Raw genomic sequence first — 22,874 nt, 5'->3', positions numbered from 1 at the left:
AAATTTATGAAAGAAGTCGGACAAGCCATACCAGTTCGACCATACCCGCCAAAACAAATATTCGATTTAGATACACCGAACTTCATGCCAGCACCAGAACTATGGGCATGGATTAAAGCGGTATTTCTGGATGAACATTCCGAAGTGTTTAACCCTGATCATATTCATCTGGACTCATTTTACTGGCCACAGATCGCCGTGATGTGGGCAAACGGCGGATTTATCAAACAGGGGCGCTTCGTTGTTGGTCAGGCTGAAAAAGTCATGATCAATATGGGTGGATGGAAGAAAGCACGCCAAGAGGAACAATTTGAACAATGGTTTGGTCAAGTTCCTGAATACCTTATTACGTTTGATGCCAAATTTGCCCAGGTGGCGAATGATATTGCATTTTGTGCACTGGTTGAGCATGAGCTTTACCACATTGCACATAAGCGTGATGAATGGGGTATTCCTCAATTTAACCGTGAAACAGGTTTACCAAAGCTTGAGATAAAAGGGCATGACGTGGAGGAATTCACTGGTGTGGTACGCCGTTATGGTGCAAGCGAAGAAGTTCAAACCATGATTGATGCAGCGAAACAGCGACCTGAAATTTCAAGAGCCGATATTTACCATGCGTGCGGTACTTGCTTCCTGAAGGTCGTTTAAATTTTTTTGTCCATTAAGTTGGACGAAGTTGGACGGATAAAGAGCAATGGCAACGCTAAATCAAAAGCACAAACTCTTTATCGTGCGTAGCTTAGCGCAGTGGAATACACCTACTGAAACCGTTGAGCTTGTCCAACAAGAGTTTGGCATCACTATTTCACGTCAGCAGTGTGAGGCATACGACCCGACCAAACGTACAGGGCAAAACCTCAGTAAAGCACTCGCTGACGAGTTTTATAAAACCCGGGAGCAGTTCCGTAAAAACACAGATGAAATGCCCTTGGCGAATCTCGCCGTGCGCTTACGTCATTATGAGAATTTGCTGAATAACCCACAGAACAAACGTAACCCGATTTTACAGCTGACCATTCTTAAACAGGTGGCTGAAGATGTCGGTGGTAAGTACACCAATAAAACAGAATTGACTGGCGCGGGTGGTGGACCATTACAAAGCGAAAATGTTACCTACGTGGATGCTAGCCCTGAATTAGTGAAGCAGGTGTTAGATGAACTCGAAAGTAAATACTAGACCGCTTGAGATAAAGATCGAACGTGAGAAATGTGAACGTGAACATTTGTTTTTCACACGCCGTTTTTTCATGCCTCGTATGGGGTTTAAGTTCTCAGTTAATTGGCACCATGAATATATTGCATGGGCAATTGATGAAGTCATTGCTGGTCGCATTGAAAATTTAGTCATTAACGTTCCACCGGGTTCGGGTAAGACTGAACTACTGACCAATCTGATTGCACGTGGTATTGCTCGAAACCAGCGTTCACGATTCTTATATTTGTCATTCTCGCAGTCACTTGTAGAGGATGTGTCATCTACGGCGCGAAACATCGTGAAATCGGCTGATTTTCAGGGCTTATGGCCTGTGAAGATCTCGACCAGTACCGATGCTAAGGCAAGCTGGAAAACGACTGTAGACGGCTATGAAGCGGGACATGTTTATTCCGCTTCGATGGGTGGTCAAGTTACGGGCCGCCGTGCAGGTACTTTGGCAGATGCTGGATTTACTGGTGCGATTATCCTGGACGATCCGCTCAAGCCTGAAGATGCATTTAGTAAGACGGCACGTAACAAGGCAAATCGTAAGATTCTGAACACGGTCAACTCACGTAAAGCCAAATCATCTACACCGATTATTCTGATTATGCAGCGTTTACACGTTGAGGATCCGACTAACTTTGTGATGACTGGCAACGTGCCAGGGAAATGGCATCAGATCTCGATACCGGCACTGATTGATGATGCTTACATCAATACCTTGCCTGAGCATATACGCCGTAAAGTGCCACGTGATGTCGAGCGTGATGAGAAAGGACGTCAGAGTTATTGGCCACTGAAAGAATCATTGCAGTCATTACTGCAGTTGGAGAAAGGCGGTCAGGACAAAGACGGCGCCACAGTGTCGCGTTACACGTTCAGCAGTCAGTACCAGCAAGAACCTAAAAAGCTTGGCGGTGACCTTGTTAAAGCTGAATGGTTTGATCGCTATCTTGAATTGCCTCCACTGAAGTGGCGTGCGATATGGGCAGATACGGCGCAAAAAACCAAAGAGCATAACGACTATTCAGTGTTCTTATGTGCAGGGCTTGGTTATGACAATCGCCTGTACATCATCGATGTGCGCCGTGGCAAATGGGAAGCACCTGAGCTGATTAAGGAAGCTAAGGCTTTCATCAATAAGCATAAGGAAAGCAATACCAAGATCGGCAAGCTTCGATACATGGCCATCGAGGATAAAGCATCTGGAACGATGCTGATTCAAAACATTTCGCGTGAAACCACATTACCGATCAAAGCGATTCAGCGTGATACAGACAAGCTGACTCGTACTATGGATGTGGTGTTCTACGTTGAAGATCGCCGTGTTGTTCTACCTGTGAGTGCGCCGTGGTTATTGAATTATGTTGAAGAAATCGAGGGTCTTAAAGCCGACTTCACACATGAGCATGATGACCAATGGGACCCTACCATCGATGCGATTAATGACTCACTTGCGAAAAAGCCGACTGTATTTGATTAGAGGTATTTATGGCTAAAGATAAAAAGTCTGATACAGGCGGTAAAATTAAAACGCTTGTAGCTGACGCAGTAAAACAGGCAATCAACGCCATTGGCGATGCGGGTGCATATACAAACTTGGTATCGAATATTGGTACCGAGCGTGACAAAGCTACAGGTGGCAAGTTCGTCCGTAAAGACATCGACGATGATCAACTTGAAGCGGTGTATCAGAATTGGCTTGCACGCCGTATTGTCAATCGTCCTGCATCTGACATGCTGCGTGCTGGATGGTTTTATGAAGGCATTCAAGGTGATGATTTAAAACGTCTTGAGGAAGCGTGTAAGGCATTTAACTTAGAGCATGTGCTTTTATCAGGCTTAATCCTGTCTCGCCTTTACGGCGTTGTGTATATCCTGCTTGGAACAGCTGACGGTGCTGCCTTAGATCAACCTTTAGATATTTCTAAACTTGGTCAAGGTCGTTTGGAATTCTTTACGGTCATCAAGAAGAAATACATCACGGCGGATAAAAACAGTTATTTACCGCCGTCGGCATGCTGTGGATTGCTAAAACAGCCTGAATTTTACGAAATGAAAATGGGGAATGAAGCGAAAAAGCGCATTCACCATACTCGTCTAATTCGTATTGCTCATGCTGATGTGGTGAATGAAGAGCCTCAAAGCATTCTGCAAGAAGTCTATGAGGATCTACTTGACCATGCCAGTGTAAAGCGTGGATCTGCTAGCCTTATTCATGAATCAAAGATTGATGTCATTCAAACGCCGAACTTGGTCGATAAGATTAGAGAGGATATGAAAGGCGTCATGGAACGTTTCATGTCTGTGGGGCTGATGAAAAGCTTAAACGGCATGTTGGTCCTTGATGCTGAAGAAAAGTACGAATCAAAAACGTATAGTTTCGGCGGCTTGCCTGACATGATGCGTGAATTCTCAGTCCAGACAGCAGGCGCGGCAGATATCCCTTATACGATTCTGTTTGGCCAATCACCTGCAGGCATGAATGCCACTGGTGAGCATGACACTCGTAATTATTACGACTCGATTGCTACTAAGCAGGAATGGGACCTTAAGCCGATCTTGATGAAGTTTCTCGCTGTGATCTGTCAGTCCACGTTTGGGCGTAAAATACCTGAGCTGGATGTCGTATTTAACCCGCTTTGGCAATTGGATGCGAAAGTCCGAGCGGAAGTGGAAAAAGCCAATGCTGAGCGTGATGAAAAGTATCTCAATATGGGCATCATTACTGAACCGCAGATCGCACGTCAGCTTAATATTGATGGCGTTTACTCTGTGATTAGTGAAGATCACATCAAATTGCTGGAAACCATGGTGACAGCCAATGACGACGATCATACAGATCCTTAAGCCTCAGCTTCAGCAGATCAAGAAAAGTAAGAAAGGACGCAAGGCTAAACCTAAGGCAGTCAAGGTAAATCGCCGTGTTGAGCTGTTCTATACTCGTCAGCTTTTGGAAATCTCCAAATATTGCCAGGAACAAACCAAGGATCTAGTTTTACCCACTGTAGGGCGGAATATTGGTGATAGCTGGGTGACGGATCTATTCACGGCGTTACGTGAAAAGATGGTCAAGTACACCATGGAAGTGTCGGTATCTTTGGCCACTAAGGTGGTCATGGATACCAGCAAGGAAGTGGATAAGCAAATTGCCAGTCATACCAAGACCATCCTTGGTGTGGATTTGACGCCGTTTTTCCGAGGTGCTGATATTCAGGATGAAATCGATAATCAGATTGCTGCAAACGTTTCACTGATTAAGTCTATCCCAAGTCAATACACTGATAAGCTTGAAGCATTGGTGATGAATGCCTTGCAGACAGGGCAGACCAACGAGGAATTAGCTCAGGAAATAAAAAAACTCGGTCATAGCACAGACAGTCGTGCACGACTGATTGCAGCCGATCAGATGGGTAAGATCAACGGCGCTATCAATAAGAAACGTCAGACGTCTTTAGGTGTAACGACTTACGATTATTTAACATCAAAGGATGAAAAAGTTCGTCCGTTATGCCGAAGCCATCATGGTAAAACCTTTCGATGGGATACACCGCCAAAGGGAGGTCATCCTGGTCAAAAGATTAGATGTCGATGCACGGCGTTGCCGAATTATGAGGATATTTTGATCGACTGATTTAAAAGGTTGGTTTAAAGTATCTTTCGATATGCAGGGGATTACAGATGCAACAATACCAAAAACTAGATATTTTGTTGGATGTAAAAAATAGATCAATTGAATGGATTGGAGAGTATCTTTCTATGGATGTGGTTGATCCCCACTTTCAGCCTTTATTTGATGTTTTTAAAGAATCGAACTTCGATATCGAGTTGCTGTTGAATATGGATTCAATTGAAATTCTACAAGTGACTAAAAATTGTTGTGAAGGGATTGGATTAAGTAAATTTGATAAAGATTGTGCTTTAGAGTGTTGGGCAGCAGATGCTTCGGTAATGATGAATTCACTTAAAGATCAATAGTAAAGTCACTTGATGTTTTATCTAATTTAACCCACTTCGGTGGGTTTTTTATTGCCCACAGAAAGGTGATGTATGTGCTGTAAACATTGTTGTGCTTGCTCGTGCAATAGAGCCTCAGGCTATCAACCAAAACCAAGACCAATTCCACCCAATATAGACACACCGCCAATAGTCGTTTATCCACCAAAGAAACCATAGCAGACCACCTTAGGGTGGTTTTTTATTGAGCTCAATTTATGAAACTCATTTACCAACTCAAAATTGGTGACTTTGCACCAAGCGAAAGTACACGCTCATTTACTCAAGAAGGGTATCTGAAATGCGTCAATGTACGTTTGGCCAAAGCACCTCAAGTCCGTCAGTACTACGCTTATGAATTTCCAAATTTGGAAGGCTATTCAGCGGATCAGGTCATCAATGTCTATGTGGCAGCTGAGGATCTATTTAAGCCTGAAGTCATTAAAGGATTCGACGGCGTAGACACAACGGACTATCACCCACCTAAGAATGAAATCAATGCATCCAACTGGAAGGAATACCACATTGGCGAATGTTTCAATGTGCGCCAAGAGGGTGATTTCTTGGTCGGTGATCTGATCATTAAAGACCAGAACAGTATCGGTTTAATCCAAAACAATGAGCGCGTTGAGATCTCATTAGGCTATGCGGCTGATCTTGTCCTTGAACAAGGCACGGCGCCAGATGGTACGCCGTATCAAGCCAAATTTATCAATTTTAAAGGCAATCACGTGGCGCTGGTGAAATACGGTCGCTGTGGCGGTGATTGTCGCGTCGGTGACCATAAACCAAACCCAAAGGGGAAGAAGATGGAAATTAAAGTAAACGGTATTCGCTTTGAGATTGGTGACAACCAAGCGCTAGCTGATGCTGTAAAGCAACAAGAAGACCAGCTTGAAAACTTAAAAGCAGCAAAACTCAAAGTCGGTGATAAACAATTTGCCATCGGTGACGAATTGCCAGCTGTACAAGCAGTGGTTGATACCTTGCAGACTGAAAATGCGGAACTGAAACAAAAAATCGGTGATCTTGAGAAAAACCAAATCACACCTGAAAAACTGGATCAGGTTGTGGCTGAACGTGCGTCAGTGGTTGCGGACGCCGTTGCCTTGGTACCAGGTATCAAAACTGAAGGCTGTTCATGTGAGCAAATCAAACGTGATGTGATTGCAGCCAAAGCAGGTGACACATTGGTGACCGCTGTACTGGGTGGTGTTGCCGTCGGTGATGCTAAACCTGAGCAGATCGACACGGTATTCCGTGCACTGTCAGCCGTGAAATCGACCACACCAGGCAATGCCGTCGGTGATGCATTACATCAACAGCAACAACAGCAAAACAATAATCAGGACCCTAAAGAAAATAAGGGTTATGACAAGTCTGCTGCATACAAAACAATTTAAGGGGAACTTGAATCATGGTTCAGCAATTAAATGCGGTGGTCGGTCAGCGTGGCCGCTTAACTGCCAAAGAGGTTGTACTGTCATTACCACTTTCAGGTCTGACTTTAGTCAATGATGGTGATGTGGTTGTTCGCACGACCGATGGTAAATCTGTAACGGCTGTAACAGGAGCTACACCGACACGTTTTGGCGTGGTGGTACGCCACGGCGTTGGTAAGACAGGCAAAACGGCGGCTGGCAAAGAAGCCTATAAAGCGGCTGATATGGTGCCAGTGATGTTTGAAGGTGCGATTTGGGTTAAGCCTTCAGCGCCGATCACAGACATTACTGCTGCGGTTTATGTAAAAACTGCTAACGGTACTACAGCAGCGCCGTTGGGTTCTTTGTCGAGCTCAGCAACTGACGGAACAGTATTGCCAGGCGCAGCATGGGAAACCGTGACAGGTGCCGATGGTTTAGCCCTTCTTAATCTTCGTGGAGCTTAATTAAACATGAGCAAATTAGCAAAAATGAAAGCGCGTTTAACGCCGATTTCACCTGCCATTCAGGCACAAGTAGGCGATGCGTTCAACATGGATGCATTGGCACAGCTCTTCGTAAAGATCGAAGAACAAAACGAAATTACACCACAGCTTGCACAGGTCCTTGACTATGCCAAGTTCATCCCAGTGACCAATGTAAATGCGATTTATGGTGGTGGTGAAATTCTGTCTCGTAAAAAAGGTGTGGGTATCGGCGAAGATTATGCTGGTACTGGTGATGATATTCCGCTTGCAGAAGTTGAATACGATACTGTAAGCCTACCTGTGAAGGTGGGTGTGATTGGCTACCAATATTCAGTGGTTGAATTGGCGACCGCACAGCAAATGAACCTCACGCTTGAAGCGGATAAAGTTCAGGCTGCAAATTTGGCAGCTGAAAAGCACATGTCGAATGTGGCTTGGTATGGTTACACAAAAGCCAATGCAAGTGGTCAACTTGAACAGGTGAATGGTTTCCTAAACCAAACAGGCGTCACTATTGTGACAGGTCAGCATGATTGGTCTACGGCGACCATTGAAGAGGTATTATCCGACTTCAATAATTCGCTGGCTGACTCAGCAGACCTGTTTGACGGTGATGCGTCTATTGAGCCTGATACCTACTTGATGGCATCAGCGCAGTACACACACCTTTCAACACGTGTGGTACCAAACTCAGGTGGTAAAACATTCCTGAAGTACATTGAAGAAAACAACATCTTCACCACTCAAGGCAAAACATTAACTATTCGTGGTTCTGGTCGTGGCAATGGTAAAGGTACCGCTGGTGCTGACCGTTCGATCATCTATCGCCGTGATCCATCATGTATTCAATTCAAAGGCAACAGCGTTGAGTTCCTGACGGCGCAACCGAAAGGACTGGATGTACTTGTGCCAGGCCACTACAAATACCAAGGTGTTTGGCTGAAGCGTGTTGATTCACTTCGTTACCTTGACCATGCATAAGGATTAAAACCACATGGCTAAATATTTATACACTTACAGCGGCTCTAATGCCGCTTTTGTTTTTGCGGGTGTGGCAACTTTGCCTAAAGGTATCGCCGTAGTAGTCGAAGCCAATCACCACAAAGCACTTCAAAAAAATAAGTTTGCTAAGCACCTGATTGATGCGGGTGAGCTTGCTTTTGAAGAAGTTGCAGAAGCGGTTGAAAAACCTGCTTCAGGTCGTGGTAAAGGTGCACAATCTGGCAAAGCTGACGATGGTAAAGGTAAGGATGAATCCAAACCTGCTGAGCTCACGATTGATGACGTGCGTAAAGCGCTGACTGATCTTGAAATCACCTTTGCTGAAGATGAAACCCTTGAACAGTTGCAAGAAAAACTTGCTCAAGCTACTGAATAAGGTGAACTATGGACCCACAAGCTTTTAAATTAAAGTTTAAGTACGACACAACATTATTAAATACTTCTGATGCTGAAATTGCCGATGCATTAGAAGAGGCTGATCTTGTTGTAACGGCGCTTGAATTTGGTGATCTGAAAGAACGTGCTGTGGGTCTATATGCAGCACATATTCTCAGAGTTGCACACAAATCAAAGTCTGGTAACAGCTTTTCAGATGCATCAAGTATGACTATTGCAGGTCAGAGTGTGAGCTTTTCACGTTCTGGTACCGATGCATTTTATAACCAAAGCATTTATGGCCAGCGTTACCTGGCATTAAAAAATTCAATTCCAGTTGGCAATGATGGTACTAATCCCAATCGTATTGGTGTTGGTGCTTTCGTTGTTTAGGAGCAAGGCATGTCATTTAAGTATCAAGCGCCTGAAAACTTTAAAGCGACTTCGCTTGAAATTGCAGGCACCACATACAAGGTTGAAAAAGGTGTGATTGAGTCGGATACCGATATTGCACACATTCTGGCACCGCATGGTTTTAAACGTGCGGTTGAAACCAAAGCAGAACCTAAAAAGGAAACTGCTGCAAAGTAGGTGATGTATGAGTGATTACCGTGTTGATGCTGATGTTGATTTTAACGAGGTCAATGAACGTGTACGTGCTGAAATACGGCGCACGGTAAATGCACTCACACTTAAACTTCAGCGCACTATTCAGGAAGATATGCTGACAGGTCAGCGTTTGAATGTGCAGTCTGGACGTTTAAGAGGATCCGTTTCATCCAAGGTGGAAGAGGATAAGGACTGGATCGAGGGTACAGTCGGAGCTGGTGGTGCCTTGGTACCGTATGCCTTTGCTCATGAATTTGGGCTTAAAGGTGCAATGGCCATTAAGGCACATCTTCGGATGATCAAGAAAGTCTTTGGTAAGCCGATCACACCACGTCAAATCATGATCAAAGCCCATTCGCGTAAAGCAGACTTTCGAGAACGCCGTTTTATGCGTGATTCATTGGATGACGTGGCGAAGATCGTGCCGAAGAATATTGATGCTGCAATTGAGAGGGGGTTGAGCAGTGAATAGTGAAGCCATTTACCAGGCATTGTTTGACCGACTTTCATGTATTGATGGGATTAAAACCACCAGTCGACGCTTGAAGCATTTTAATCATGTAGCACCTGATGACCGTCCTGCCTTATTCGTGACGCAAGGTAATCAAACCGAAGTGCCAGTGAAAGGCTTGGATGCCAAGGTTGAGCTTGAAGCGGAAGTGTACGTTTACATTCATGAATCAGATCCAACAATACCGCCGTCGGTCCAGTTGAATCAGATGATTGATCAAGTACGTGCCAAGCTTGCGCCTGATCATCCTGACATCTGCGAATACCAAACCTTAGGGGGATTGGTCGAGCATTGTTGGATTGAGGGCACCATCGAAGTTTTTGAAGCAGTGGAAAACATGCTCGATGACCAAGGGATTGCCATCATTCCGATTCGGATCCTTACCACTACCTAAAGCAATTTATAAATTCCATGACCGCCAATACGGCGGTTTTTCATTTTTAAGAGGTCGATATGGCTCAATATTTATTTGGTGCCGGTAAAATCTTTGCCACACCATTACAGGATGTGCACGGTAATCCAATCATCAACGGTACACCCGTTGAAGTGGGCGTACTGCAGTCAACGTCAGTTGATATCAGCTATGACTTAAAAGAACTCTATGGTCGTGGTCAGTTCGCCGTGGATGCCGCACGCGGTAAAGGTTCGATTAAGTGTAAAGCAACCATGGGTCGCATCAACGGCGCATTGCTGAATTCCATTTTCTTTGGTGGTGTGGTCACTGAAGGTGGTATTACTGCAGTCGCGCAAACCATTAATGGTGAAGTCGTTGCAGCGTCAGTAACACCAGTCGTTCCGAACAGCGGCACATTCTTGAAAGACTTGGGTGTGACAGATGCCAAAGCAGTTCCTTTAAAGCGTGTAGAAAGTGCACCGGTTGCAGGTCAATACAGTGTGGATGAAGCGACAGGTGTTTATACCTTTGCAGCAGCTGATGTGGGTAAAACGGTATTTATCAGCTTTAAATACACAGCGACGGTGGCAGGTGCCAAATCGGGTGTCGTAAGCAACTTGGATATGGGTTATACGCCTGAATTCAGTGTTGATCTGTTCCGTGACTACAAGGGTAAATTCTATGGTATGGAATTCTTCCGCTGTGTCAGTAACAAATTGGCATTCAGTTCAAAACAGGATGATTACGATCTACCTGAGTTTGAATTCCAGCCAATGGCCGATGATTTAGGTCGTGTCTTCAAATGGACTACTTCGGAGTAATACCAAATGCAATTTAACCAGGTCGAAAACCCACGTGGTAATCCGCTTAAAATTAATGGCCAGATTTGGATTTTTGCGCCGTTATCCTTGGGTGCTGCTGAAAAGCTGATGCCAAAGCTTAAAACCTTTGATCCAAGTGACTTTGCTTTAGTGGCAGATGTAGCACATAGCTCTTTAAAGCGTAACTATCCTGACATTACCCGCGAATTTATTGCTGATGAACTACTTGATGTTGGTCACGTGAACGCCGTATTTGAAACGGTCATGGGGGCTTCAGGTCTGGTTTATACAGGGGAAGACGAGCAGGCCACTGATTCGGGGGAATAGACTGGGAGGAGCTGTACACGCATTTGGTACTGACTTTGGGCAAGGATTACGACTATGTGCGTAATGAATTGGATTTCCCAAGAGTCAAAGCATTGAATACGTATCACAAGCAGTTTCCTCCCAGCCATGTTGGCATTCAGCGTCTGTGTCGGATCCTTGAGGCATTTATGGGGATTGAAGACAATACTGGTTCAGATGATACGCAAAGCGATGATGAAGATGATCTGTTTGCGGATCTGCAGAACTTTCCTCAGGGTGGCTAAGGCTACCCTGATTGATTAAAGTTTTTGAGTTGGTTAAAGTTTGCGGGAACTTTATAACAACTTGGATATAACCATGAAAAAAGTAATTGGATTGGGTCTATTAACTTTGGCATTGACTGCTTGCGGTGGTGGTGGGGGTAATTCATCTTCTTCTAATAATGAGGGAGATAAAACACCTGTAGCTAATGCTGAAATCACTGGTGTTTATACTGGCAAGACCAATCAATCGCAGAATGTTATTGGGTTGGTAGATAAAAATAATAAATTCTGGTTTTTATATACACCACCTTATTCTAACGGAATTACTGGCTTCATGACTGGTGACTTAACTGTTTCTGATAACACAGTAAAAGCGAATAAAGGGAAAGACTTTTATTTTGGTGGTAGTGCAGTTTACGACACATCTATTAGTGGTACTTTTGAAACTAAAAAGAGCCTAAATGGAACGATCACTTATACGCCTTCAAATCAGGTTACATTTGACACTTTATATGATGCTGATTTAAATAACTCTTTATCCAATCTCACGACAATTGCAGGATCTTATATAGGTCAATCAGCGATAGTTGAAGGTATTGAAGAAGCAACCTTAACAATTTCAAATACGGGAGTGATTTCAGGTAAGGGACAAAGTGGCTGCACGTTCTCGGGGAAAATAGCAGTTGAAGAAAATGCACCTTACTACAATGTTGATTTAGCTTTTGGTTATTCACCTTGTATCTTAGCGGGACAGTCTGTAAAGGGCGTGGTTTATTATGATTCATCAATTAAATCACTTTATGCAGTGGCAGAAAATAACAATAGGCAGAACGCAGTACTGTACTTAGGAACAAAACAGTAACTCCCATAGTTTTGAAACTTACTTAAAGAAGCACCTTAGAGTGCTTTTTAACACCTGAAAATTTTCTATACCGCCTCACGGCGGTTTTTTTATGCCTGCGAGATAGGAATTATGAGCAACAATCGAGTGGAAGTGCACGTTGGTGCGAAGACTTCCGAACTTAAAAAAGGCATGAATGAAGCCGAAAGTATTGTTAAAGATACGGCGCAGGAGATTGAAGTCACAGGTAAAAAAGTGGACTTTCAGATTGACGTGTCGGGTTTGCAAAAGACCTTTGATAATCTCTCAAGCAATATCTCAACGCAGATGCTGGGCCTTGGTAAAAAAATTGCTGCTGGTATTGGTTCTGCCTTAGCTGTAGATGGATTGGTCAGTTTCACTCGCAATGCAATTAGCACCGCTTCAGAAGTTCAGAAAATGTCTGACATGCTGGGTGAATCGGTAGAAGACCTTCAATACTTTGCCAAGGGTGCTCAAACAGCTGGATTATCATTAGAACAGTTCGGGATGATGGGTAAGGATGCGCTTGATCGGCTCGGTGAAGCACGCCGTGGTGAAGGCGAAATGATGGACTTCTTTGAAAATGTTGCGCCTAAAATTGGTGTGACCATCAATATGTTCAAAGATTTAAGTGGTCCAGAAGTTATCCAGGCATATTACGATGGATTGGAAAAAGCCAATTTATCGCACGCTGAAACTATCACTTACATGGAGCAGATCGTCAATGATGGCAGTTTGCTTATTCCATTACTCAAAGACGGCGGTGCAGGATTTAAAAAATGGGGTGAAGAAGCCAAGAATGCTGGCGCTATTATGTCTAAAGATATGGTGGACAACCTCGGTAAGGCTAAAGAAAACCTTTACACACTAGAGCTTCAGTTCCAAGGCTTTCAGGCAATGCTGATCAATTCATTAACGCCTGCAGTGACTGCTATTGCGCAGAACTTTGACAATATCAAAGCTGTGGTCATCGCTTTAGGTGCAGCTATTTCAGCTAAACTGGTTCTTCAATGCGCCGTATTAGCTAAAGAGTTTGTGATTGGTGTTGCCCAAGGCATGGCTTATCAAATGCAATTGTCTGCGCTTCAAGGACAGGCAATGCGTACCGCTACGGCGATGGGTGTACTGCGAAGCGCATCCGCATTGCTTGGTGGACCTGCTGGCCTAGGTATGTTAGTACTTCAAGGTGTAGCGGCAGGTGCTGCATTTCTTTACATGAAACGAAGCAGTGATGAAGCTCTACCTGCTTTAAGCACACAAGGTAAAACAGTTGCTCAACTTCGCGAGGAATATGAAAAGCTTGATAAGGCTCAACAGCGTGTATTGACTCGACAAGCTACAGCAGATTTATCCACAGCTGAGCAAGGTTTCCGTAAACAGGAAATTGCATTACTTGGCTTGGTGCGTGCGGTTGTTAATCATTCCGATGCATCAGATGCTGATAAAAAAGCAGCTAAAGAATTATATGATCTTTATCTGCAGAAAAGAATCTCTGTTGATCAGCTTGCTACTGGTATTAACAACCTAAGTACGGTTGAGGCTAAGCATAAAAAAAGCATTGATGACACCGCTGCGGCTGCCATTAAAGAGCGTAAAGCAGTCATTGATGCTCAGGGGGTTCTAAAGACTTATAACCAAGTTGTGACACAAGGTACTAAGGATAATAAAGAACACACCAATTCCATCAACGATAAAGCAAATGCATTAGCCAATTTGACTGCAAAGCAGATGGAGTATGTTCGTGAATCTAACAAACATTCTGAACGAGAACGCTATATTCAACACAACATGAAAGTTGGTGGTGTGTCGCGTGAGCGTGCTGAGCACATGGCAGATGCTCGCGATAAGGCAGGAATGGGGTACACCGCTAAAGACGGTGCAATGCCTGAAGCTGTTAAACAGGCTGAAGAAGCGGACTGGAAGCGTAAACAAGCAGCTGAAGCGCGTGAGGAGGCTGAAAAGAAAGCTGAGGAGACTCAAAAACGTCAAACTAAGGAGCTTGAAAAACAGCAACAGATCTTGCAGGTCAATGCACGTGTAAAAGCTAATGCTGAAAAGTTTAACTATTCAGGATTTGAAGCCAAGTATGGCTTGCCGAGTGGCATGCTATCAGCTCTTAACATGCAAGAGACTAAGGGTCGAAATGTTGAAGGCGTTCAGACTAAATACGGCACGGCGAAAGGCAACTTTCAAATGCTGGATATGACCGCCAAGCGCTTTGGCGTATCTGATCCATTCGACACAAAACAAGCTGCTGAAGGCGCAGCCAAATACATGCGTTTCTTGCTAGATAAGTATGGTGATATCAACAAGGCTATTTCTGCTTATCATGCAGGTGAAGGGAATGTTGATCGTGGTACCGGTATTGGTCCAATTAATCGCCAGTACGTGAAAAACGTCAAGGGTTACATGGCTGGCGTTAACGGTGTAGAAGCAGGGACTGAATCTTCAGATTTTGATAAATCACTTCAAGAACAAATCCGCAAAGCTGAAGAAGCTGAAAAGGAAATGCTAGCACTGCAGTATAAATATGCAGATGAGCGAAAGCAGATTGCTATTGATCTCAAAAATGAGCTTGATGAGATTGAGAAATCAACATTAAGCAGTGATGAGAAAAAAGCTTTTGCGATTCAAGCAGAAAAAGATGCAGCAGAAAAAATCAAAGCAATTGATATTGAAAATCTTGAGCACCGATTAAGCCTGAATGAGCTTGAGATATCAGGACGTGAAATCCTAGCTGATCGTATTTACGAAATTGAAATGGCTCAGCTTCAAGCACTGTTTGATGCTGGAAAGATTTCAAATGTTGACAAGGTTAATCTTGAAAAAGAACTTCAAGATAAGCTGACTGCTACAAAACGGATTGGCTTAGAAGAGCGGCTTGATCTTGAGATGCAATTAGGTGCACTGACAGGTGACCCAAAAGGCATTGCTACTGCCAGTAATAACCTAGGTGCTTTAGATTATCAAAAAAGCCTTTCCGATATAAATCAACCTAAGAAGTTGGATGATGCTCAATTAGCTGATTTTGAAGAAAAGTTTGGTGGTCTGACTTCACGTATGTCAGGGCTATGGGAGAAAGGTATTCAATCCATGATGAATGGAACACTCACATGGAAAAATGCCATGAACGCCATATTCACAGAACTTGCTGGTGAATTCATTCAAAATATGATCACTGAACCAACCAAAAAACTAGCTAAAGAACTCGCTGTTCGTTTGGCTACGAAGCTTGGATTCATCAAAACTGAAACCGCTGCGGAGGTGACAGGTCAAGCTGCACAGACTAGCGCCGTGGTAGCTGGTGAAGGCATGAAAACCGCTGCAACTTCAACAGGTGTAATTGCTCGTTTAGGTTTAAAGCTCATGGAAGTCTTAAAGTCAATCATGATGTCAGCTTGGGAGGCTATGGCTGGTGCTTGGGCTGCGCTTTCGTCTATTCCAATCGTAGGTCCTGCATTGGGTGTGGCGGCTGGTATTGCTGCATTCGCGGGTGTATCAGCAATTGTTGGAAAAGTGGCCTCTGCTCGAGGCGGGTACGATATTCCTGCTGGTGTAAACCCCATGACTCAACTTCACGAAGAAGAAATGGTTTTACCTAAGCAGCACGCGAATACGATTCGTGCCTTAGGTAAGTCACTAAGTGCAGATGGAAGCTTTGGCACACCTCAAACTCCAAGTCAACAAGTGAGTAACCATTTCTCAATTCAAGCCTTTGACTCACGTGACGTAAAGCGTTTCTTTGAAAAGCATGGTCGTGAATTGGCGAGTGGATTAAAGGGCCATCGCCGTAATTTCGGTACCTAAGGAGGTTTTCGTGTCTGATGTATTATTTCCTGAATTACCTGGTCTTGAATGGGAGTTGTCAAAAACTCCCATTTTTAATACCAAAATTATGACTTCTGTGAATGGTCGAGAGCTACGAGCAAGTTACCAAGCCGTTCCTAAGTATGAAATCTCAATGTCATTTGCATTTTTACGTGAAAATAATGGTAGGAATGAATTGCAGCAACTCGAAAGTTTCTTTTTAGAGCGCCGTGGTGCTTTCGATTCATTTCTTTTCAAGATGCCTGATGATTATGAGTTTAATTGCACTTTTCAAGGTGATGGTGAAACCACTTCTTTTCAATTGCATAAGAAAATGGCCAGCCTAGAAATACCGGTAAGTCATACGGCTGAGTTTGTATCTGAAGACCCTCTTATGTGGAGTGATGATCTTGATCAACCAATGTGGACTGATCTTGAGGCAAAAATGTGGGTAACACAGTATGAAATTACAAAGAACGGTTTGTTAAATTTACCGATACCCCTTGCTGAAGGTGATACGTTGCAAGTTGATGGCATTTTTTATTATCGGTGTCGATTTGCTGATGATGAGCAACAGTTTACGAACTTTATGCATAAACTTTGGAACGCAAAAAGAGTTGATCTGGTGGGATCTTTAGGAAATAAAGTATGAGAGCTGCTTCTCCAAAATTAATTGCATTGCTTGATGCAGATCGGTTTGTAATGGCAGATCTCTATACGATTACAACTGTGCAGGGTGATGTATTCAGATATACCAATTATGATTTTGATTTGACTGTTGCAGGTCAAGCATATAGTTCGAAAGGTCCGATCATCAGCCGGGAAGGAATTAGTCTGTCACTCGGTATTGAAGTTGATAATTTATCGATCAGCATTAATTGTATTGATGATAAAGAATGGAGCGGCATTAATGTTGTTCAAGCGTTTCATAATGGTCAATTAGATGGTGCTCGATTTAAGTTGGAGCGCATATTTATGGATATGAGTATGCCAACGGACACCAGTGCCGGGACGATCAAATTATTCGAAGGTCGAATCATTGAGCCTGACTTAGATCGCAATTTAATTCAAGCTAGTGTTGCATCAGATCTGGATGAATTGAACGTGCAAATGCCGCGAAATCTTTATCAGCCAAGTTGTACCAATACGCTATTTGACACGGCATGCGGTCTATTGCGTCAAAATTTCATGGTGCAGACAACTATTGAAACAGGCAGTACTGCATCACGAATTATATGCCAGGTGAATCAGCCTCAAGGTTGGTTTACTCAAGGTGTGATCGAGTTTCTGGAAGGTGGAAATGCAGGTCTAAAACGGACGATTCGAATGCACGAATCAGGTGCTTTGTTATTGACTTTGCCGTTGTTGGAAGCACCACAGGCAGGGCAACGAATCAAAGTTTATCCAGGATGTGATAAGCGACTGGAAACTTGCCAGAACCGTTTCAATAATTTCTCTCGTTTCCGTGGTGCGCCTTTTATACCGGTACCTGAAACCGCAGTTTAATCAAATTTGTATTAATCCATACCCAGCCATTGAGCTGGGTTTTTTTGTGGGGTCAAAAAATGCCTTTACCTAACATTCTTGAATTTGCTGGTACAAATATTACTCAACGTAATTTCCAAATTGCGCAAGCTAAGTTTCTAAATTTTGTCGGGGAACTTGATGCTCGTCAAGCCGCAACATCCGGTGGATATTTTAAGTCTTATACAGATTTAGTCACCGCTAATAATGACATTTCGAATATACCGTTGGGCGTAACTGTGCGTGTAAACAGCTTAGCGAATGGCGGTGATTATTATAAGTCAACAGAGAATGCGACGACATTAACAAAAAGTCCATACGATCCTGTCGGTCTTGCAAATAACTATACAGATTCTAAGCTTTCTGAAAGTGTTTACACTCCTGGCTTTAAAACAGTTGAAGGGATAATTACAGTTAATGATTATATTATTGATTCGAATATTAATAATGCGGTGTTGAAACCATATACAGGCGGGCAATATATTAAGATCCCTGTTAAAGCAGGGGATCAAGTAAAAATTGAGGGCAGCCGTAATGAGTCAACTTGGCGACTAAATTATATTAATGCTTCAGGTAATAGAATCTCTGTATCAGAAAACTATGGTGACGGTTTATATATAGTCCCAGCTGGAGCTGTATTTGCTTTAAAAACAGTGAAAAGTACAATCTCCGAAAACATAGCAACAAGTTATCTTGTATACGATGCGCTTGGAAATAATCGAATCGATCTACTCAATGAAAGCTTAGGTGAAGTCGCGGAAAAAGTAGAAGATCTGAAAGGCGGCGCTTCGGAAATTGAGCTTGAGCTTGAACCTATTGTTGGAGCTGCAGTAGCTACAAATAGTGATAATCCGAATTTACTTGCACCAGGTGTTGATCGAAGTTATCTACAACTCGATGTTTCTGAGTTTGAACGCATTGAAATAAGAAATGCTCGCACAGATATTCCACAGTGGGTTTGGGTTTTTGCAGATTCACAGTTAAACCGTTTAACTATCTCAACCAAGTATGGAAACGGTAGCCTGACCATACCGAGTGGTGCAAAGTACGCTTTAAGAACACTTGAGGTTGCTGGAACCGCAGAAAATTCAAATTTAGAAATTACGGGTTTTAAATCCGTGTTATCAGTTCAGGCGGTATACCAAGAATTAAAAACCGATATTGAAACACTAAAAAATTCACCAAGCCTTGGTGGTGGTAGCAGTAGTTTTGGCGCAATGGCCGATATGATGTCTGAAATGTTCAAAAATGGTAATGTGCTGAAAATTTCAGAATTTTCAGCTCCTACGCAACATGAGCAAATTGATACGGCAATACGTTTTATCAAAAAGCGGGGTTGGGGAATTTTGGATATGGAATCAGGCGTATGGTTACGTAACTCAGCTGTACTATTGCCTGATAATTGTTGGATATATCTAAACGAAGCCACTATAAAACTTGCTGACGGTGTATTTGATAATGTGATTCGCAATGAGGGGATTGTTCCAAATCCCGATCCTTTTGAATATGCGCTGGAGCTCAACGAAAATCGCAATATTCGAGTATTTGGTAAGAATAAGTCAGTCTCTTTGCTTAGCGGTCCAGATGTTCCATACACTGCGCCTCATCCAACCAAAGGCGGTGATCCGATCCCGTGGGTTGGTGATTTCTACGGCTGGAGAACATTGCCAGTTTTATTTGCAAATGTGAAAGACTATAAATTGCATGACTTTGGCATGGTTCAAACAACGTGTTGGGCGATTTCTCAAGAGCATGGTTGTGAAAATTTCGAAGTCTACAACATTGGGTTCCACACTACTGTTAAAAACGGGGATGGTGTTGATGTACGTCAGGGTTGTAAAAAAGGAAAAATTTACAATATCACTGGCTTTACTGGTGATGACATGGTTGCACTTTCAGCGATTCAGAACTTTATTGTCCAACACCCGTCAGGCAACTATATTTATCCGATGCAGGTAGGCGGTTATGGTGATCGTGGTTTTGGTGGAGATATTGAAGATATTCAAATCAACAGTATTTCAGGTAGAGGTTTGCACAATGGTGTCCGACTTTTGGCATCTGGAGGATCAAAGCTTAAAAATATTAGTGTCGATAATATCTCAGACAAAGACGGTACATTTAATGGTGCTATTGTCTTAGTGAGTTCAGGTTACGGTGCTGCAGCTCAAATGGGCGATATGACTAACATCACTGTAAATGGGATTGAGTCCAATTTTTCTCAAACGCCGCTCCGACTTGATGGACCAATCAAAGACAGCTCATTCAATAAAATACGTCAGAAGAAATCGACGGGCGTACTTTATACAAATACTGCTACTTTTGATAATACTGAAATTACCAATGCAGAATATGTCTAATTCAAAAAACATCGAAGCTGTTGCTGAAGCAATGACATGGCTCGGTACACCCTATCATCATCAGGGACGAGTTAAAGGCGTGGGTGTGGATTGTGGAACGTTGATCTGTGAAGTCTATGAAAAAGTGGGCTTGATGGATCACTTAGATCCGCGTCCATACCCACCGGATTGGCACATGCACCAGCTTGGCCAACGATATTTAGAGCACGTTTTATCCGTGTGCTATGAAGTCGATGAGCCACAGCCTGGTGACATTGTTTTATACCACTTTGGCAAGTGCATCAGTCATGGTGCAATTGTCGTCGAATGGCCAACGATTATTCACTCCTATATACATCAAGGAGTAATACTCCAAGATGGCACAAAAGGAAGTCTAGCTCGCAGAATTGCGGGCTTTTTTCGTATGAAGAGGCTAAAAGAATAATGGGCGGAATATTTGGGACTACAACAGTCAGTACATCTGATAAGCGCATCAATTCGATGCGCATTCAGCAATCTGCATACGGTCTGACTCAGCCATTGGTTTATGGTAAAAATCGTGTTGCAGCCAACATGTTTTGGTATGGAGACTTTAAAGCCACGGCCCATACAACAACCACTAAATCAGGTGGTAAAGGTGGTAAAACTAAGACTAAAAACACAACATATACGTATTCAGCATCGTTAATGCTTGGGCTATGCGAAAATAAAATCAAAGATATTGGGATTGTATGGCGTGATAAAGAACAGATCGTCACAAAAACCGAAGGCGGTGTGCAACTCAAGCCAATTGATCAAGTTGGATTTGAACTCTTTGATGGTGATCACAATCCTGTTTGGGGATATTTAGCATCCAAGCATCCAGATGAAGCAGTGCATTATCCGTTCCTTGGATATGTCGCATGTGCTAATTATGATCTGGGTGGTAGTGCAGCATTATCGAATCATAATTTTGAAGTGATCAGCGACATTACATTTTCAGAAACGATTCATGATGCGAATCCCGCTGACGTGATAGAAGACTTCATCACCAATCCACGGTACGGTGCAGCACCAAGTTTGAATATGGCAGATTTATCTGAATTTCGGACGTATTGTGCAGCCACCAATTTGTTGATCAGTCCTGCTTTGACTGAACAGCGTGAAGCATTTGAAATCATCAATGAAATTGTGGAAGCGGTGAATTGTGCTGTGGTACCAAGTCCAGACGGTTTGAAAATCCGTTCATACGGTGACAGTGCAGTGACAGGAAATGGCGTGACATTTACGCCAAATCTTGAACCGGTATATCACTTAACAGATGACGATTTTATAGGTGAAGATCAGCCAGTACGTGTGCGTCGAAGCCGTGATACTGATGCATATAATCATTGCCAAATTGAGTACGTGAATCGCTTCAACCAGTACAACACGGAAACCGTTGAAGCAAAGGACCAAGCAAATATTGAAATGTTTGGGCTCCGTACACAAGATCCAGTTAAGTTTGACTTTTTCTGTGAGCCAAAAATTGCTCGCCATGCGGTGCAATTGCTATTACAGCGAAAACTCTATGTTCGAAATGAATATGAGTTTGAATTGGGTTGGAAGTACTGCCGACTTGAGCCGATGGATATTGTGACCATTACAGATAAATCCTTGGGTTTAAATCAGTTTCCAGTACGGATCACTCGTGTTGAAGAAGATGAAGAGGGTGTACTTTCGATTACCGCAGAAGAGTTAGCAGTCGGATCTCGTTCAGCAGTTGAGTATGATCTGCAATCATCGAATGGGTACCAAGGTGGTAATGAGGAACCAGGCAACGTTAATGCACCGGCAATTTTTGAGCCTCCTTTAGAATTAACCGATGGTAAAAATCAAATCTGGGTAGCTGCATCTGGTGGTATTAATTGGGGTGGTTGTAACGTCTGGGCAAGTATAGACAACACGACTTATGAAATGATCGGCACCATCTATGGCTCTGCACGTTACGGTACATTAGTTTCAGCCATTGATGCGGATGACACATCGATGCAAGTGCAATTGAATACATCATCTCAAATCTTTGGAGGTACGCTAGAAGATGCTGAAGTTGATGCAACACTGTGTAAAGTTGGTGATGAATATATCAATTATATCGATGCAACCTTGGATGGATCAGGGCGTTATACATTAAGTGGCATGCTTCGTGGCCGTTTTGATGATGCAAGTACACATAATGCAGGTGAATCATTTGTTCGTATTGACCGAGCCATTTTTGAATATGACTTCAACTCAAATATGGTTGGTAAGCAGATTTATCTGAAGTTCACAAGCTTCAATGGTCTTGAGCAAAAAGAAGAAACCTTAGATGAAGTGACGGCATACAGTTACACAATCAATGGTGGTCGTCCTGCAGGTGTTAAGGGCTTGTCACTTCAGTCGGCATTCGTTGGTACTAGCTTCAAAGTGCAATGGCAATCAGCCGCAGGCGCATCTGGTTACGTTGTGCAAATTTGGTCAAATGGCGTATTGCTAAGAACAATTGAAACGACGAATACCGATTATTCATACAGTATGGATGAAGCGAAAATCGACGGTATTCAACGTGCTTATACAGTGCGTGTTGCAAGTAAAAACGGTTCGATTATCAGCACTTATGCTGAACTGAATATCAGTAATCCAGTGCCACCACAATTGTTGAACGTGTACACATCTGCTACTGCAGATTCGATCACAGTGACGTGGATTCCAAGTGAAGTACCGGATCTGAAAGATTATCAAGTGTGGATCAGCACTAATGCGAACTTTGATCCTGAAATAACAGCAGCACGTTGGACGGGTACCGAAAATGCTTGCACGATTACTGGCTTGCAATCAACGACCACATATTATGTGCGTGTTGCTGCGCGGGACGTATGGAAGCCGACCTCGTGGAACTATTCAACACGAATCACACAAGTCACTGCGGATTAATCACAAACCACCTTCGGGTGGTTTCAT

24 protein-coding genes are annotated in these 22,874 nt (G+C 43.2%); all 24 read left to right on the top strand.

The annotated features are described in order from the left end of the window. The first annotated feature begins 6 nt into the window (after positions 1-6). Complete coding sequence (locus tag AC1M9L_RS00410) at positions 7-651, top strand: putative metallopeptidase (protein ID WP_481591126.1); 645 nt, start codon at positions 7-9, stop codon at positions 649-651. 46 nt (positions 652-697) lie between these two features. Beyond that, positions 698-1,180, top strand: a complete 483-nt coding sequence (locus AC1M9L_RS00405; RefSeq protein ID WP_168396906.1) for a DUF2280 domain-containing protein — start codon at positions 698-700, stop codon at positions 1,178-1,180. After that, entirely contained in the window at positions 1,158-2,684 is a 1,527-nt protein-coding gene (terL, locus tag AC1M9L_RS00400; RefSeq protein ID WP_481591007.1) for a phage terminase large subunit, read from the top strand. The genes AC1M9L_RS00405 and terL overlap by 23 nt, the downstream gene beginning before the upstream one ends. An 8-nt stretch (positions 2,685-2,692) precedes the next feature. After that, on the top strand, positions 2,693-4,051 hold the full coding sequence (locus AC1M9L_RS00395) for a DUF1073 domain-containing protein (protein WP_481591006.1): 1,359 nt from the start codon (positions 2,693-2,695) through the stop codon (positions 4,049-4,051). Continuing rightward, on the top strand, positions 4,026-4,835 hold the full coding sequence (locus AC1M9L_RS00390; protein ID WP_481591005.1) for a phage head morphogenesis protein: 810 nt from the start codon (positions 4,026-4,028) through the stop codon (positions 4,833-4,835). The genes AC1M9L_RS00395 and AC1M9L_RS00390 overlap by 26 nt, the downstream gene beginning before the upstream one ends. A gap of 47 nt (positions 4,836-4,882) precedes the next feature. Beyond that, the gene (locus AC1M9L_RS00385) at positions 4,883-5,179 is read left to right on the top strand and encodes a hypothetical protein (protein WP_481591004.1); all 297 of its coding nucleotides are present in this window, start codon (positions 4,883-4,885) and stop codon (positions 5,177-5,179) included. 236 nt (positions 5,180-5,415) lie between these two features. Then, the gene (locus AC1M9L_RS00380) at positions 5,416-6,600 is read left to right on the top strand and encodes a DUF2213 domain-containing protein (protein WP_481591003.1); all 1,185 of its coding nucleotides are present in this window, start codon (positions 5,416-5,418) and stop codon (positions 6,598-6,600) included. A gap of 14 nt (positions 6,601-6,614) precedes the next feature. Then, a complete protein-coding gene (locus tag AC1M9L_RS00375; RefSeq protein WP_481591002.1) occupies positions 6,615-7,085 on the top strand; it encodes a structural cement protein Gp24 in 471 nt (156 codons plus the stop codon). A 6-nt stretch (positions 7,086-7,091) separates the two neighbouring features. Beyond that, a complete protein-coding gene (locus tag AC1M9L_RS00370) occupies positions 7,092-8,087 on the top strand; it encodes a DUF2184 domain-containing protein (protein ID WP_481591001.1) in 996 nt (331 codons plus the stop codon). Between the two features lie 13 nt (positions 8,088-8,100). Then, positions 8,101-8,484, top strand: coding sequence for a hypothetical protein (locus AC1M9L_RS00365; protein ID WP_481591000.1), 384 nt, complete (start codon positions 8,101-8,103; stop codon positions 8,482-8,484). 8 nt (positions 8,485-8,492) lie between these two features. After that, positions 8,493-8,876 carry a DUF4054 domain-containing protein gene (locus AC1M9L_RS00360; RefSeq protein ID WP_481590999.1) on the top strand — a complete coding sequence of 128 codons (384 nt, stop codon included), beginning with the start codon at positions 8,493-8,495 and terminating at the stop codon, positions 8,874-8,876. Positions 8,877-8,885: 9 nt separating this feature from the next. Then, positions 8,886-9,074, top strand: a complete 189-nt coding sequence (locus AC1M9L_RS00355) for a hypothetical protein (RefSeq protein ID WP_481589996.1) — start codon at positions 8,886-8,888, stop codon at positions 9,072-9,074. A 7-nt stretch (positions 9,075-9,081) separates the two neighbouring features. Continuing rightward, a complete protein-coding gene (locus tag AC1M9L_RS00350) occupies positions 9,082-9,564 on the top strand; it encodes a hypothetical protein (protein ID WP_481590998.1) in 483 nt (160 codons plus the stop codon). Continuing rightward, positions 9,557-9,997 carry a hypothetical protein gene (locus tag AC1M9L_RS00345; RefSeq protein WP_481590997.1) on the top strand — a complete coding sequence of 147 codons (441 nt, stop codon included), beginning with the start codon at positions 9,557-9,559 and terminating at the stop codon, positions 9,995-9,997. Before AC1M9L_RS00350 ends, AC1M9L_RS00345 begins: the two co-directional genes overlap by 8 nt. Positions 9,998-10,056: 59 nt before the next feature. Continuing rightward, positions 10,057-10,818, top strand: coding sequence for a hypothetical protein (locus tag AC1M9L_RS00340; protein WP_481590996.1), 762 nt, complete (start codon positions 10,057-10,059; stop codon positions 10,816-10,818). A 6-nt stretch (positions 10,819-10,824) separates the two neighbouring features. Continuing rightward, positions 10,825-11,145, top strand: coding sequence for a hypothetical protein (locus AC1M9L_RS00335; protein WP_481588146.1), 321 nt, complete (start codon positions 10,825-10,827; stop codon positions 11,143-11,145). A gap of 23 nt (positions 11,146-11,168) precedes the next feature. Next, positions 11,169-11,408 carry a hypothetical protein gene (locus AC1M9L_RS00330; protein ID WP_481590995.1) on the top strand — a complete coding sequence of 80 codons (240 nt, stop codon included), beginning with the start codon at positions 11,169-11,171 and terminating at the stop codon, positions 11,406-11,408. 73 nt (positions 11,409-11,481) lie between these two features. After that, on the top strand, positions 11,482-12,249 hold the full coding sequence (locus tag AC1M9L_RS00325; RefSeq protein ID WP_481590994.1) for a hypothetical protein: 768 nt from the start codon (positions 11,482-11,484) through the stop codon (positions 12,247-12,249). Between the two features lie 111 nt (positions 12,250-12,360). Beyond that, positions 12,361-16,056 (top strand): lytic transglycosylase domain-containing protein, encoded by a 3,696-nt coding sequence (locus AC1M9L_RS00320; RefSeq protein WP_481590993.1) that lies wholly within the window; start codon positions 12,361-12,363, stop codon positions 16,054-16,056. A 10-nt stretch (positions 16,057-16,066) separates the two neighbouring features. Then, positions 16,067-16,708, top strand: a complete 642-nt coding sequence (locus AC1M9L_RS00315) for a DUF2460 domain-containing protein (protein WP_481590992.1) — start codon at positions 16,067-16,069, stop codon at positions 16,706-16,708. After that, positions 16,705-17,562, top strand: a complete 858-nt coding sequence (locus AC1M9L_RS00310; protein ID WP_481590991.1) for a DUF2163 domain-containing protein — start codon at positions 16,705-16,707, stop codon at positions 17,560-17,562. The genes AC1M9L_RS00315 and AC1M9L_RS00310 overlap by 4 nt, the downstream gene beginning before the upstream one ends. A gap of 59 nt (positions 17,563-17,621) precedes the next feature. After that, a complete protein-coding gene (locus AC1M9L_RS00305) occupies positions 17,622-19,937 on the top strand; it encodes a glycoside hydrolase family protein (RefSeq protein WP_481590990.1) in 2,316 nt (771 codons plus the stop codon). Next, a complete protein-coding gene (locus AC1M9L_RS00300; protein ID WP_481590989.1) occupies positions 19,930-20,361 on the top strand; it encodes an NlpC/P60 family protein in 432 nt (143 codons plus the stop codon). Before AC1M9L_RS00305 ends, AC1M9L_RS00300 begins: the two co-directional genes overlap by 8 nt. Beyond that, positions 20,361-22,847: a phage tail protein gene (locus AC1M9L_RS00295; RefSeq protein ID WP_481590988.1), complete on the top strand. Its 2,487-nt coding sequence runs from the start codon at positions 20,361-20,363 to the stop codon at positions 22,845-22,847. Before AC1M9L_RS00300 ends, AC1M9L_RS00295 begins: the two co-directional genes overlap by 1 nt. Positions 22,848-22,874: the final 27 nt, after the last annotated feature.

The sequence above is a fragment of the Acinetobacter sp. ANC_7511 genome (assembly GCF_056779975.1).
Note: the sequence above shows the minus strand (reverse complement) of the source record. Positions and strands in the feature narration are given on the sequence as shown.

Excerpts from the sequence above, each read along its gene's own strand:
- AC1M9L_RS00320 (WP_481590993.1), top strand. The coding sequence starts at position 12,361 with ATGAGCAACAATCGAGTGGAAGTGCACGTTGGTGCGAAGACTTCCGAA.
- AC1M9L_RS00375 (WP_481591002.1), top strand. The coding sequence starts at position 6,615 with ATGGTTCAGCAATTAAATGCGGTGGTCGGTCAGCGTGGCCGCTTAACT.
- AC1M9L_RS00380 (WP_481591003.1), top strand. The coding sequence starts at position 5,416 with ATGAAACTCATTTACCAACTCAAAATTGGTGACTTTGCACCAAGCGAA.
- AC1M9L_RS00355 (WP_481589996.1), top strand. The coding sequence starts at position 8,886 with ATGTCATTTAAGTATCAAGCGCCTGAAAACTTTAAAGCGACTTCGCTT.
- AC1M9L_RS00390 (WP_481591005.1), top strand. The coding sequence starts at position 4,026 with ATGACGACGATCATACAGATCCTTAAGCCTCAGCTTCAGCAGATCAAG.
- AC1M9L_RS00395 (WP_481591006.1), top strand. The coding sequence starts at position 2,693 with ATGGCTAAAGATAAAAAGTCTGATACAGGCGGTAAAATTAAAACGCTT.
- AC1M9L_RS00310 (WP_481590991.1), top strand. The coding sequence starts at position 16,705 with ATGAGAGCTGCTTCTCCAAAATTAATTGCATTGCTTGATGCAGATCGG.
- AC1M9L_RS00300 (WP_481590989.1), top strand. The coding sequence starts at position 19,930 with ATGTCTAATTCAAAAAACATCGAAGCTGTTGCTGAAGCAATGACATGG.
- AC1M9L_RS00295 (WP_481590988.1), top strand. The coding sequence starts at position 20,361 with ATGGGCGGAATATTTGGGACTACAACAGTCAGTACATCTGATAAGCGC.
- AC1M9L_RS00340 (WP_481590996.1), top strand. The coding sequence starts at position 10,057 with ATGGCTCAATATTTATTTGGTGCCGGTAAAATCTTTGCCACACCATTA.
- AC1M9L_RS00305 (WP_481590990.1), top strand. The coding sequence starts at position 17,622 with ATGCCTTTACCTAACATTCTTGAATTTGCTGGTACAAATATTACTCAA.
- AC1M9L_RS00325 (WP_481590994.1), top strand. The coding sequence starts at position 11,482 with ATGAAAAAAGTAATTGGATTGGGTCTATTAACTTTGGCATTGACTGCT.
- AC1M9L_RS00410 (WP_481591126.1), top strand. The coding sequence starts at position 7 with ATGAAAGAAGTCGGACAAGCCATACCAGTTCGACCATACCCGCCAAAA.
- AC1M9L_RS00335 (WP_481588146.1), top strand. The coding sequence starts at position 10,825 with ATGCAATTTAACCAGGTCGAAAACCCACGTGGTAATCCGCTTAAAATT.
- AC1M9L_RS00405 (WP_168396906.1), top strand. The coding sequence starts at position 698 with ATGGCAACGCTAAATCAAAAGCACAAACTCTTTATCGTGCGTAGCTTA.
- AC1M9L_RS00365 (WP_481591000.1), top strand. The coding sequence starts at position 8,101 with ATGGCTAAATATTTATACACTTACAGCGGCTCTAATGCCGCTTTTGTT.
- AC1M9L_RS00385 (WP_481591004.1), top strand. The coding sequence starts at position 4,883 with ATGCAACAATACCAAAAACTAGATATTTTGTTGGATGTAAAAAATAGA.
- terL (WP_481591007.1), top strand. The coding sequence starts at position 1,158 with ATGAACTCGAAAGTAAATACTAGACCGCTTGAGATAAAGATCGAACGT.
- AC1M9L_RS00360 (WP_481590999.1), top strand. The coding sequence starts at position 8,493 with ATGGACCCACAAGCTTTTAAATTAAAGTTTAAGTACGACACAACATTA.
- AC1M9L_RS00350 (WP_481590998.1), top strand. The coding sequence starts at position 9,082 with ATGAGTGATTACCGTGTTGATGCTGATGTTGATTTTAACGAGGTCAAT.
- AC1M9L_RS00370 (WP_481591001.1), top strand. The coding sequence starts at position 7,092 with ATGAGCAAATTAGCAAAAATGAAAGCGCGTTTAACGCCGATTTCACCT.